This is a genomic window from Bartonella sp. TT121SHDZB, from assembly GCF_042193415.1.
In the GTDB taxonomy this organism is placed as follows: Bacteria; Pseudomonadota; Alphaproteobacteria; order Rhizobiales; family Rhizobiaceae; genus Bartonella.
This window is the reverse complement of sequence record NZ_JBHILR010000001.1, coordinates 66,576-79,566: the sequence shown is the minus strand read 5'-3', so window position 1 is coordinate 79,566 and position 12,991 is coordinate 66,576. Positions and strand designations below refer to the sequence as shown.

Sequence of the window (12,991 nt, the reverse complement as noted above, 5' to 3'; positions counted from 1 at the left end):
AAAAGTAATTTGTCCTATATGATGGTGTCTACGGCAGGATTCGAACCTGCGACCCCAGGATTCATACCACTTCGATTTTCACCGCCAGCCTTATCGGCTGTTTGTGGTCTGGACTGTCTCTTCACCTTGAAGCTTGCGCTTTTTAGGTGTTGCCCGTTCAGTCTCTACACCTTCCTCTTATATGAAGAGAGGCTTGGCTCGGGATTGGCATATAGTCGCCTATGAAGCTTTCCCCGAATTTGAGCAAATCCACTTTGAAGATTTCTCCTCAAAGCGCCCAATTTCTTTAGGAATCCTGTGCTCTATCCTACTGAGCTACGCAGACATCATCATTTCTATTCCTTTAATAGAAGTATAAAAACGAATCAATTATATTCAATATGAATCAACGAATTTCTGTTAATTTTTGTTCCAAAAAGGATAAAACTGCATCTGGTGGAACATTTTTTGCAATAAATGATTGACCAAGTCCGCGTGTTAAAATGAAAGTCAAATTATTTTGTGAAACTTTTTTGTCTTGAGCAATAAGAGTCATTAAAGCTTCAGCATTTGGTAAACATCCTGGGATATCTTTTAATTGTGTAGGCAATCCTATGGCTTTAAGGTGTGCTTCGATGCGGTATATGAGTGTGGAGTCTATTAGATTTAGTTGAGCAGAGAATTGATGCGCGAGAACCATGCCAATTGATACAGCTTCACCGTGAATTAAACGCTTTGAGTCATAAGCGGTTGCTGTTTCAAGCATGTGTCCAAATGTATGGCCGAGGTTTAAGAGCGCGCGCTCTCCTTTCTCATATTCGTCACGTGCTACAATGGTAGCTTTAAATTGGCATGAGCGAACAATGGCTTCTGTTCGCATAGGTCCATTAGAAAAAATTGCTTGTCCATTTTTTTCAAGCCATTCAAAGAAATCTGGCTGGTTAATGAGTCCATATTTAACTATTTCCGCGTAACCAGCACGAAATTCACGCAGTGGTAGGGTATCAAGGATACACGTGTCAGCAATAACGCATTGTGGTTGATAAAAAGCACCAATAAGATTTTTGCCATATCGGCTGTTGATGCCCGTTTTTCCACCAACAGAGGAATCAATTTGTGCAAGAAGCGTTGTAGGCATCTGGATGAAGCTCATACCACGGCGAATCACACTTGCCGCAAATCCTGCTAGATCGCCAATGACACCACCGCCAAAAGCAATAACACAGTCACCTCTTTCTAAATGCGCAGCAAGAATTTGATCGATGACAACTTGCAAGGTGGAAAATGATTTTGATTGTTCTCCCGCTTCTACAATAATAGGGACAGTATGGATTTTATTTTTTGTTAACTCTGCTTGTAATGTATCCAAATGGAGAGATGCAACATTTGTATCTGTAACAACTGCCAAACGCGTTTGATGAAAATCTTTTTTGTTAAGAGCATGTTTAATCTGTGAAGAAGCTTGTGTAATGAGATTCGGACCAATGATGATATCATAACAGTGCTTGTCTAATTTAACGGTGACGGTTTTGGTTTGCATGCTTGTTCTTTCTATCGTTATTTTTTTGTATGGAGATAGCGCTGTACAGATCGTATGACATTTTTTGCTACTTTGGAGGGGCTTTCTTTATGACTGTTAATTGTTAAGTTTGCTTTTGCATAGAGAGGATAACGCTGCTCCATGAGTTTTTGCATAGTTTCTTTAGGATTTGCTGTTTGAAGAAGTGGTCGTGTTGGACGTGTGGAAACACGTTGCATAAGGATATCAAGATCTACTTTCAGCCAGATGGAGATTCCATTTTGATGGATGGCTTTTCGTATATCTTGATTCATGTAGGCGCCACCACCTGTTGCTAAAACAAGAGGACTTTTTTTTATGAGGTTGAGAATAATATGCTGTTCAAGAGTACGAAATTTTGCTTCACCGTAGATTTTAAAGATTTCTGTGATAGGCATTTGTGTTGCTTCTTCGATTTCTTGATCAGAATCATAAAAAGGTAAACCAAGCATGATAGCAACACGTTTTCCGATGACTGATTTTCCTGCTCCCATAAGACCAACAAACACAAGAGCTTGGTTATCGAGAGATGATAAAAGTTGTCTCTTTACTTGTGACAGGGGGGGATGTTGAGGACAATTATTTTTCATAGCTTATTTCGGCATTTATCTGCTTTAAAGTCAATTCCTGTTAATCTTTATAAGGTAGATAAGAGATAGAATGTTTTAGAAAAGTTTATTGTTTTATGCCAACATTGACCAGATTTTTGATGATTCTTTTTATTTTGCTTGCTATTCTTTTTAGTATAATGATCATTCTTGTGGTTTTTGTTGAGCCCGTAACTGTGGATATGTCTGTTGATGTTCCTTTGGATTCACTGAGTCTTTCCTTGAGAATGAATCAATGAAAAATAACATTATGATAGAGCGTTTTCTTGAAATGATGAGTGCTGAACGAGGTGCTTCTGCCCATACACTTTCGGCTTATCAACATGATTTACAGTGGGCGCAAGACGAATTGTCTTCGCATTCTATTTCGCTTTTTTCAGCACAAAAGGAAGATTTAATTGGCCTTTTATCGCTTATGCATACGTTTGGTTTTGCTGCATCTTCACAAGCGCGTCGTTTATCGACGTTGCGTCAATTTTATCAGTTTCTTTATGCAGAAGGATTAAGAGCAGATGACCCTTCCCATGATATTGATGCGCCTCGCCAAGGGCGCTCTTTGCCAAAAATTGTTAGTGAAGATGTAGTGACAAAATTTCTTGATTTGGCGCAGTTAGAAGTTAATCAAGCAGTTTATGGATCTAAAGATTATCTGCGCGCATTGCGTCTTCAACTGTTGAGTGAAATGCTTTATGCAACAGGATTACGCATTAGTGAATTGGTGAGTCTGCCGGTGCAGGCGGTTCGAGGGAAAGCATACAGTATTTTGGTTTGTGGTAAGGGAAAAAAAGAACGAATGGTGCTGTTATCAAAAAAAGCATATCAAGTTCTTTTGCAGTGGTTGAATTTACGTGATCAAGGGAAGGATGCGACAAGTTTTTATCTTTTTCCGGCGCGTTCAAAAACAGGGTATATTGCACGTCAAGTTGTTGCACGGGAATTGAAAAATCTTGCTACAAGAGCTGGAATAAAAAGGAATCACTTTTCTCCCCATGTGTTGCGCCATGCTTTTGCTAGCCATCTTTTGCAAAATGGTGCTGATTTGCGTGCCGTTCAACATTTGTTAGGTCATTCTGATATTTCTACTACTCAAATTTATACCCATGTGTTGGAAGAAAGACTTTATCGTTTAGTCAATGAGCATCATCCACTTGGCGATGAGCAAAAGGCTCGTTAAAGAAAAGGTGATGTTTTTGAAAAAGACTTTATAAAGCAAATTACTAAGTGTATAAGTGACGCTGAATGAGTTGGTACAATGTATAATTATCTTGATTTTGAAAAACCAGTTGCTGATCTTGATGGGAAAATTCTTGAATTAAAAAAAATTTCTCAGGAAAAAGGCAGTCTTGATATGAGTGATGAGATTGCTCGTCTTGAAACACGTTCCCAAACGGCTTTGCACGATATTTATAAAAAATTATCGCCGTGGCAGAAAACACAAGTCGCTCGTCATCCTGATCGTCCCCATTTTATGGACTATTCTAAACGCTTATTGAGTGATGTTACACCTTTGGCAGGAGATCGCAAGTTTGCTGAAGATGAAGCTATTCAAGCCGGGTTTGCACGCTTTAAAGGAGAAGCAATTGCTTATATTGGTCAAGAGAAAGGTCACGATACGCAAACACGTTTGCGCTATAATTTTGGTTCTGCACGTCCAGAAGGATATCGTAAAGCTGTACGTATTATGGAAATGGCTGACCGCTTTGGTTTGCCACTTCTCACTTTTGTTGATACAGCAGGTGCTTATCCTGGTGTAAGCGCTGAAGAACGAGGGCAAGCAGAAGCAATTGCTCAATCAACAGCAGCAACTTTGCGCTTAAAAGTTCCTGTTGTATCCGTTATTATTGGAGAAGGCGGTTCTGGGGGGGCTATAGCAATTGCGGCTGCTAATAAAGTTTATATGTTGGAACATGCGATTTATTCTGTTATTTCTCCAGAAGGAGCAGCTTCTATTTTATGGCGTGATCCAACCCGTGCAAAAGATGCTGCAATGAATATGCGTATTACCGCTCAAGATTTGTATCGCTTAAAGATTATAGATGGCATTATTTCCGAGCCTTTAGGAGGAGCGCATCGTGGCAAAGAAATTGCCATTGATGCAACAGGTGATATTATTTCAGAGGCTTTAAAAGCTATGGCTGGAAAAGATGGGGAAGCTCTTAAACAAGAGCGAAGGGAAAAATACCTTCAAATTGGTCGCTCACTAGCATAAGTCATTTTTTGTGAGGGGTGTTGAATTGGAGTTTTATTCGATGGCATTTAACAGATTCCTCACTGTGTGTGTTTTATTTGTAATGGGAATATTGACGGCATGTGAAGGAAGATTACCAGCTTCTATTCGTGCTAAAGTTGAGCAGCCTCTTCCGCAGGAAATCCAAAATAGAATGGCTCTGTACAATATAGACCCATATGCACCGATTATGATGCGGTTTTTTAAGGAAGAAAATATTGCTGAAATTTGGAAGCAATCTCGTTCAGGGACTTTTGTGTTGGTGGCGCGCTATGGCATTTGCAAATGGTCTGGTAAGCTTGGACCTAAATATAAAGAAGGGGATCTTCAGACACCAGAGGGGTTTTATACGATTAGCGCAAACCAAATGAATCCTTATTCAAAATATTATCTTTCTTTTAATATAGGATTTCCTAACCTTTATGATCAGGAAAATGGTCGTACAGGAAGCAATCTTATGGTGCATGGTTCTTGCTTTTCCGCTGGTTGTTATTCTATGAGTGATAGAAATATGGCTCAGATTTATGCGTTTGCACGGGATGCTTTTAAAGGTGGACAGAGAGAGTTTCAGTTGCAAGCTTTTCCTTTCCGCATGACCGAGGATAATATGTTACGTCATAGCAATGATCCTCATTATCAATTCTGGGTTATGCTTAAGAAAGGTTATGACTTTTTTGAAGAAAATCGTAAACCTCCAGTCGTTGAAGTTTATGAAAAACGTTACGTTTTTAATCGCGATATTGGTAAAACTTCAGTTTCTCTGATGCAGTGAGTGTTATCTTATCCTGCTGCGTACCATAAAACACCATCGCTTATAGTGATGATATAGGATATATAAGAACTTTATGCATGAGGTGCTTTTTTTTAGTGAGGGGTCAATATTTTAAAGCGTTAGACTTGTTCATAGAGCCTTATGTAAGTAAATTATATGAGGTGAGATGCCAAGAGGAACTTGTTTAGAAAAGTTATATTGTTTGCAGACCGGTACAGGTGGCAATATTTATTTTTTAGTGGAGAGTAAGTTAACAGAAAATGCACTTCTTTTTTCAAAGGATTTTTTTATTTCATGCTATAAAATATTGTTTTGTAGGACTGTTATATAAAATACATTCACACATCTTAAAATACGATATTGCTTCTGTCTGATTTTAGTTTTTTTGCTTCAACTTAAGTGGATTTTGTTTCAATCAACTGGAAAAATAATATAGAGTTGAGCAAAATATTTAGAACCAAGAATTTGTTCAATGGGGTTGTGCAATGAATCGCTTGAACTGATTTGTAGATAAAGCCCATTACGAGAAAAAATAATTTGATTACAGATTGGTAAATATTAAAAAAATTTATGATAACAATTTAATTTATAAGGATAATTTATCATTTTTCCAGTTTGAATCACAACCTGATTCTTTTATATGAAAATCTGTTTATGATGAATCAATCAAAATTATTTGCTTGCACATTACAAACGGGAAAAGCCTGCGTGACTAAAAAACATTAAAGAAAGAAAATGCCTCTTATGAATTGTCTCAAGTGTCAAGGTTGGTGCAACATTGGAGGTGGGTAAATAGTGTGATGGTGCAGGATTTCTCCTTCAAGAAGTGTAAAGATGGTGGTCCTAAAGGATTTATCATTATATCATTGAAGGGAGAGTAATTAAAACTTTACGCCTGGAATGACCAGAGGGTTTTCCAAGAGTGCCGTTTTATCTGCAGTATCTATTGCTGGTTTATTAAAAAAAGCATTGAGAAGTTTTTCTATCGCTTCTTTTTCAACACCATTGGCAATGATGACAAAACGTGTTTGTTTTATTCCTTTTGGCCATGCTGGCAACCTTATCGGTGGATGGAAAAATGTTTGTACGCCATGGAGTACAAGTGGGCGATAAGGGTCATCACGCAATGCGATAATTGCTTTAATACGTAATAATTTTGTACCATAACGCTCTTGTAAGAGATCTAAAAAAACTTCAATTGTGGCGTAATCAACAAGATCTTCACAGTCTAGTGAAAAGGTACGAATGGTTTTATGGGGAGTATGATCGTGTGGGGTAGTCGTAAGATTTTGTTTAAGTTTTGTATTTTCTACTTTTTCATTCCATAATGTGTTATTTATTAATAGCTGTGAATAGAAATCTTCAGAATGGGCGTCGATGATTTGTGCTGTAGGATTCATTGTTTTAAGTGTGTTAAGGAGTGCATCTGAAAGCGTTTGTGGGTCTCTAAGATCTGTTTTGGTGAGAATAATTTTATCAGCAAATATTAATTGTTTATATATTTCAGGATAGCGCTCACATATGGAAAGTGTGCTTAATGTATCGAATGTTGCAAAAACAGCATTTATAGATAGTGTTTGAATAAACAGTGGGTGGCTTAAAAGTATTTGTAAAATAGGAGCGGGGTCAGCCATTCCTGTTGTTTCAATGATAATATGGTGGAGTTGTTTGATTTGTCTTGTCTGAACGCGATTTATTAAATCAGTTAATGTATCGATGAGATCACTGCGTAAATGACAGCATAAGCAACCATTGGTAAGCTCGATAATTCCTTCTGTCGCTTTTTCAACCAGAAGGTGATCAATACTGATTGCACCGAATTCATTGATGATAACAGCACACTCTGTTAAGAGAGGGTCTTTTAGCATACGGTTGAGCAAAGTTGTTTTGCCAGAGCCTAAAAAACCAGTAATAAGCGTGAGAGGAATGCGCTTTATTTTCATGTTAATCATCAACCGTGGTTTTGTTTTAAAAAAATATATCTCAGTACGTTTAACCAATTTATAATGGTGTCCGTGAGGGATATAATGATCAATCTTCCATGAAATCCATTATACTACTACCTTTATGCTTATAAAGGTAGGTGCACGTGAGTATATCATACACTTTTTAGTGTTAATGTTATGATAATTCTTGGTTCTTGAAAGGACTTATAAGAGGAATTTTTATTCTTTGTTTTAATTTTTATCTACATGTTCATCCACCTTGTGACGTGCAAGAGACTGGTTTTTATTTATTCAACAAAGACAGATTGCAGATGAGAGAATCTTAACGATATTTGAGGTGTTACTCAAGATATAAAATAATTAGTTATCATAATCATAGATTATGGCTTACGGCTTTTTTATAGAGTAGTTTGCGCGCTTCTTATACGGAATATAGGGGTTTTTTAGTGGTTTTACTGTCATTTGAGGCGTCTGTGGCGTACGAATGAGGCGTACTGGTAAAGGATGAGAAAAAGAAGGTGCAGCAGTGATAAAAGGTGAGGTGAGAATAATATTTCCTTGATCATCATATGAATTTGCATGCATTTTTATAGCTTCAGGTGTGCATGTTTGTTGTCTCATATTGCTGGCTTGTGTTATGTTGCTCCCATAAGGTTTTAATGTTGCTAGTGTTAATTGGGGGCTTCCTTGGTGCAAAAATCCTGTTTCAAGAAGTTGTGCAGCTTTTTCTTCTCTTTCACTTATATTGTTAGCACCTAGAATGACAGCAATAATTGTACGTTTATTGCGGGTGGCTGAAGCAACAAGATTAAAACCAGAGGCACAAATAAAGCCTGTTTTCATACCGTCTATCCCATAAAAACGACCAATGAGGTTGTTTGAGTTATGTTGGATTTTTCGATTATTACCAAAATCAATGGCTGGAATAGAAAAATAATGCGCATATTGTGGAAATTCTCGACGTATTTGAACGGCTAAAAGAGCAATATCGCGTGCCGTAGAGTAGTTTTGAGGGTCTGGTAAACCACTTGCGTTCGCAAAATGGGTGCCAAACATACCTAAACGTTTAGCTTCGCTATTCATTCTGTGTACAAAAGCTTTCTGTGAACCTGCAACGGTTTCACTCATAGCAATGGCTAAGTCATTGGTAGATTTAACCATGGTGATACTTAAGGCTGTATCAAGTGTGAGAATAGAACCGGCTTTATAGCCTGAACGATGCGCTGGAGCTTTTGCGGCATATTCACTGATGGTGATATGTTTGTTTGGTGAAATTTCCCCACGGCTCATGGCGCGAAAAATAATATAAGCGGTCATTAATTTTGTTAAAGAAGCTGGATACCAACGCTCAAAAGCTTGATTATGTTTTAAGATATGTCCCGTTGTAACATCAATAGAAATAAAAGGTTGCGCTAAAGCAACAGCGCTGGACAAACTCAAAACAAAAGAAAAAAATAAATTATAGAAGAGACGTTTCATTAATTTAAATCAAATTCTTTCTTATTTGTTATTTAGAATTGTTTTAATATAGTACACAAAGCTTTTGAGTCCAGAATAGAGAGAACAGATGGTTAATGGCTGTATCAGTTGTGTCAGGGATAAAAACCAACACTCATTTTATTTTCCCCTTGAATTTGGTTTAATGGTTTGAGTATCTCAAGAAATACTTTTTAAATAATGAAGATTGTGCAAGATTTCCAGGTTCTTGGGAGGATTGATGTTTTCAAGAAGAAACAAGCCTGTTAATCATACATTTTGCTAGCTTTTGTTAGGACAGTTTTTGGCTTTTGCGATGGTCTATAAGAGGTATTTTCCTTTCTTCAATAATTCTTGCCTACATACGAACTTCACTTGTGACAGACAAGGAATTGATTTTAATTAGATTCAGTATGAGAAGGAGGAGAATGAGATGATTTTACTATATTGGGAGTTATTATTTAATGTGAAAAATTATTTATCACTATAAATCAATATGTTATACATAAAAACAATACGCTTATATTGTCTATTTTCTTTAAAAAATTGTTTATTTTTCTTTTAATTCCGCTCTGTAGCAAGCATTTTTAGCAATTGTTTGTGCATAAGTATAAAGTCCTTATTATGCGGTTCATTTATGTATTTACTTTAATAGGAGAATACGTTCCTTGTGCAAGGTAAAATGCTTAAAATAAAACACTGTTGTGTTTCTGATTCATGCGTCTGTTTTAAAGAAATATTTATCAGTCCTTATGTTTCTTTTAAGACGTCGCTCGTAAGAAATATAACATGAAGCTTACAGAAAAGCTCATCTTTATGTTTATGGAGAAATATGTTGGCATTCATTATTTTCTATCAATGTTGTGTTTATTATTTAAACGATTTTAAAGAGAGGAAGAATTTTTTCTCAAAAAATTCATATATTGATCATTTTTTATAATGTACATGTGTTTTATAATTTTGAATGAGAAAATTCGAAATATTTCCCTTATATTTTGTTTCATACGCTTCATTTAATGTACAAAGTGATGTCTTTTACCAATCAAGATTGTGTTTCATTATGCTTCAGTTTTTGAAGTTTCTGAACAGCGGATGGAGGCATAGGAGGAGGGGTAGGATCTCTCTCTGCTAAGAGAAGCAGTTCATCACAAGCTTTTTCAGTTTTTTGGATAAGTTGATCTAGAAAATCGCGTTTGCTTAAACCAGCTTCTATGGGAGGAAGAATGCGAACGCGGATTGTTCCAGGATAACGGCGAAAATTACCGCGTGGCCAATATAAACCGGCATTGTGCGCAATAGGAACAACTTGAAGTTCCAGTTCATTGTAGAGCGCGACAATTCCTGATTTATAATCTGGTTCCTGACCGGGTTGTCGGCGTGTTCCTTCGGGAAAAATCAAGATTTGGCGCCCTTGTTTTACTTTCTCTTTTGCTTTTTGTATAACCATTTTCAGGGCTTTGATGGGTGTTGTACGGTTAATGGGGATAATTTGTGTTTTTGCCATATACCAGCCAAACAATGGAATCCACATCAATTCACGTTTTAAAATGAGAGTGGGATCATCAAAATAGGGAACAAGACTGAAAGTTTCCCAAGCCGATTGATGCTTTGGAGCAATGATATAGGGTCCTTTGGGAAGATTTTCTAAACCTTCAATCTCATAACTTGTGCCTGCGATGTATTTTTGCAAAAAGAGTGTAACGCGTGCCCATGTTTTAGGGACAATCCATGCCTTTTTGCGGGGCATTAAAAAATAAACGGGAGCGTAAAGAATCATTTGTATGAAAGTTGTTGTATAAAAAGCGAACGTAAAAAGAATAGAACGAAGGATAAGCACTACATTTTCCATTTTATATCTATAAGAAAAATTCATATATAATATAATTCACATGAGAAAACATCTTCTTTATGTTTTTTCAAGCATCTATTTTTTCGGTAACTCATTTTCCGATATTTAAAAACAGAAGGAAAGAGGTTAATGGAATTACAAAAAGATAAACTTTTTATTCCACGGATTTTATCTATTGCGGGAACAGATCCTTCTGGTGGCGCTGGAATGCAAGCGGATTTGAAGGTTTTTTCAGCTATGAAAACTTATGGTATGAGTGTGGTTACAGCTGTTGTTGCACAAAATACTCAGGGTGTGCGTTCTTTTCAGGCATTAGATGCTTCTTTTGTTGCAGATCAAATTGATTCTGTTTTTGAGGATATCCATGTTGATGCCGTTAAAATTGGTATGGTTGCAAATGCTCAGATTGCGCAGGTTATTGCAGAACGTCTTGCTTATCATAAAGCGCGTTTCATTGTTTTTGATCCGGTTATGGTTGCAAAAAGTGGTGATGTTCTTTTAAAATCTGATGCAATTGAAATTATGCGTGATGTTCTTGTGCCGATGTCAACTTTGATCACGCCCAATTTGCCTGAAGCTGCACTGTTATTGGGATGTGAAGTGCAATGGTCTTTAGAGGCTATGTATCAATATGGTCCGCAACTTTTGGCGCTAGGGTGTTATGCCGTTCTGTTAAAAGGGGGACATTTGAACACGCTTACCAGAAACAGTACAGAAAATTACGATTATTCTAGTCCAGATCTTTACTGTGATTGTGAGAATATCGTGACTCTTGAAGCTTCACGTATCATAACGACCAATGATCATGGTACAGGTTGTACTATTGCAGCTGCAATTGCAGCACTTTTACCGACAACACCCTTGATTTGCGCAGTAAAAAGAGCAAAGGCTTATCTTAATAATACTTTAGCAGCTTCAATTGTTTTGCAAGTAGGAAAAGGACGAGGTCCACTTCACCATTTTTGTGAACTATGGGATAAAGGAGAATCCTATTGAATATTGCGATTATTTTGGGCTCTATACGTCAACCCTCGTTAACAAGAGCTTTAGCTAACTGCTTGGCTGATTGCCTATTGATGCGTGGGGTATCTCTTCATTGGGTTGATTTACGTGAACAGCCCTTGCCGATTGCTGATCCAGATTATCATGATCATATAGAGGCTAATCCAAGTGCTGCCGTCCGACAATTTGTTAAAACAATTGCAACAGCTGATGGTGTTATACTTGCTAGTCCCCTTTATCAAGGGTCTTATTCAGGTGTTTTAAAAAATGCTCTTGATCATTTGGCTTATGATGCCTTTTTAAGTAAACCCGTTGGGCTTATTTCTCATGGGAGCACGGCAAAAAGATGCGCACAACCGTGTGAGCATTTATTGCCGGTGGTGCGCACGCTTTATGGGTATGCGCTACAATGTCAAGTCGCTTCGGCTAAAGAGGATTTTACATCAGATGATGAAGGTCGTGCATGGAAAGTCATAAGCAAAGAGGTACGGACACGTTGTGAGCGGCTTGCTGATGAAATGTGTGCATTTTTAAACCAAAAAGCTGGGAGAGATGATAAAAAATGATGAGAAATATCGTTATTTAGTGGTAGGTGGCACGGGGATGCTTGCTCCTTTGTGTCAGTCGCTAAAGCCACAAGAAGTGATTATTGCGGCGCGCGCTTTCTTTCTCATCGGGATCAGCTTGAGGTATTGCAAAAAAACTATATGTGTGTGCCGTTGGATTATTATTGTACGGCTTCGCAGACATAATTTTTAAAAACTGTGACGCAATGGCGTGGGCTAAAATTTGCATATTATGGATTTATTCACCTGCCCATGCATTTTCTTGCGCGTTGATTGAGCAGTTGGCTCTTTATACCTAATCCACCATGTATTCTTCATGTGTTTGGTTCAAATGCGAATAATCAAATGATTGTTGATTGCGCACGTAAAAACAAGGTTGATTTCATACCCATTTATTAGGATGAAAAACAACGCCAAATGGTTGGCGATGGCTTACTCATCATGAGATAAGCCTATAGGTATTGGATGCAATGAAAGGTTATGAATGAACTAGAATTGTAATTATTTGAGATGATGAATGGAGTTCGTTTTTTGTATATTCTTTTGGAGATGTCAATACTTGTTATGAAGAGAGCAATATCAAAGCTGGTTATTGATTACTTTATAGATAGTGCCCGTAATAAATTGTTTTACATGTTATTGGCTAGCATGGTTGGTCTTGAAGTTGCTTATAGCTGATATGCATTTTGTAAATGATACACTTTAATTTATTGTCGGACGTTATGATCGCGTGAAACAAGATGATGGAACAGTTTCACGTATTTATCGGAAAGATTTTATCAAGTTTTAGAGATTGTATCAGAGCTGATATAATGGCGATGGCGGTTCCTGTATTGCAGTCTGCCAGCAGCTTATAATTAAACACGCTACTTGCCAGAAATTTAGAACAAGAACGCTTGTTTTGCTTTTACGATTTTTCTCTTAAGATTTCGCGTTTGCTTATTTGTGGCAACAAATAGAAATGCTGTACATGAAAAGGAGGGAATCGCAAATTTTTTCTTTGGATTA

9 protein-coding genes and 1 pseudogene are annotated in these 12,991 nt (G+C 37.2%); 5 read left to right on the top strand and 5 right to left on the bottom strand.

Annotated elements, in window-relative coordinates:
• Positions 1-385: 385 nt before the first annotated feature.
• The gene (aroB, locus tag ACFIKI_RS00335; RefSeq protein ID WP_375665038.1) at positions 386-1,519 is read right to left on the bottom strand and encodes a 3-dehydroquinate synthase; all 1,134 of its coding nucleotides are present in this window, start codon (positions 1,517-1,519) and stop codon (positions 386-388) included.
• Positions 1,494-2,127 (bottom strand): annotated as a pseudogene (locus ACFIKI_RS00330) (shikimate kinase). Before ACFIKI_RS00330 ends, aroB begins: the two are co-directional and overlap by 26 nt.
• Before the next feature lie 253 nt (positions 2,128-2,380).
• Between ACFIKI_RS00330 and ACFIKI_RS00325 the strand changes: the two are divergent.
• The 3 genes from ACFIKI_RS00325 (at position 2,381) to ACFIKI_RS00315 (ending at position 5,144) form a co-directional block, all read left to right on the top strand.
• Positions 2,381-3,319, top strand: a complete 939-nt coding sequence (locus ACFIKI_RS00325; RefSeq protein ID WP_375665036.1) for a site-specific tyrosine recombinase XerD — start codon at positions 2,381-2,383, stop codon at positions 3,317-3,319.
• 78 nt (positions 3,320-3,397) lie between these two features.
• Positions 3,398-4,354 carry an acetyl-CoA carboxylase carboxyltransferase subunit alpha gene (locus ACFIKI_RS00320; protein ID WP_375665034.1) on the top strand — a complete coding sequence of 319 codons (957 nt, stop codon included), beginning with the start codon at positions 3,398-3,400 and terminating at the stop codon, positions 4,352-4,354.
• Positions 4,355-4,394: 40 nt separating this feature from the next.
• Positions 4,395-5,144 (top strand): L,D-transpeptidase family protein, encoded by a 750-nt coding sequence (locus ACFIKI_RS00315; RefSeq protein ID WP_375665032.1) that lies wholly within the window; start codon positions 4,395-4,397, stop codon positions 5,142-5,144.
• Between the two features lie 881 nt (positions 5,145-6,025).
• On the opposite strand, the gene ACFIKI_RS00310 is transcribed toward ACFIKI_RS00315, so the two are convergent.
• From ACFIKI_RS00310 to ACFIKI_RS00300, 3 genes are all read right to left on the bottom strand, one after another.
• A complete protein-coding gene (locus ACFIKI_RS00310; RefSeq protein ID WP_375665030.1) occupies positions 6,026-7,087 on the bottom strand; it encodes a CobW family GTP-binding protein in 1,062 nt (353 codons plus the stop codon).
• 390 nt (positions 7,088-7,477) lie between these two features.
• On the bottom strand, positions 7,478-8,569 hold the full coding sequence (locus ACFIKI_RS00305; RefSeq protein ID WP_375665028.1) for a D-alanyl-D-alanine carboxypeptidase family protein: 1,092 nt from the start codon (positions 8,567-8,569) through the stop codon (positions 7,478-7,480).
• Between the two features lie 1,039 nt (positions 8,570-9,608).
• Entirely contained in the window at positions 9,609-10,415 is an 807-nt protein-coding gene (locus ACFIKI_RS00300) for a lysophospholipid acyltransferase family protein (protein WP_375665026.1), read from the bottom strand.
• Positions 10,416-10,544: 129 nt separating this feature from the next.
• Between ACFIKI_RS00300 and thiD the strand changes: the two genes are divergently transcribed.
• Together thiD and ACFIKI_RS00290 are read left to right on the top strand one after the other, a co-directional pair.
• Complete coding sequence (gene thiD, locus ACFIKI_RS00295) at positions 10,545-11,411, top strand: bifunctional hydroxymethylpyrimidine kinase/phosphomethylpyrimidine kinase (protein WP_375665024.1); 867 nt, start codon at positions 10,545-10,547, stop codon at positions 11,409-11,411.
• A complete protein-coding gene (locus ACFIKI_RS00290; protein WP_375665022.1) occupies positions 11,408-11,983 on the top strand; it encodes an NADPH-dependent FMN reductase in 576 nt (191 codons plus the stop codon). Before thiD ends, ACFIKI_RS00290 begins: the two co-directional genes overlap by 4 nt.
• Positions 11,984-12,991 lie beyond the last annotated feature (1,008 nt).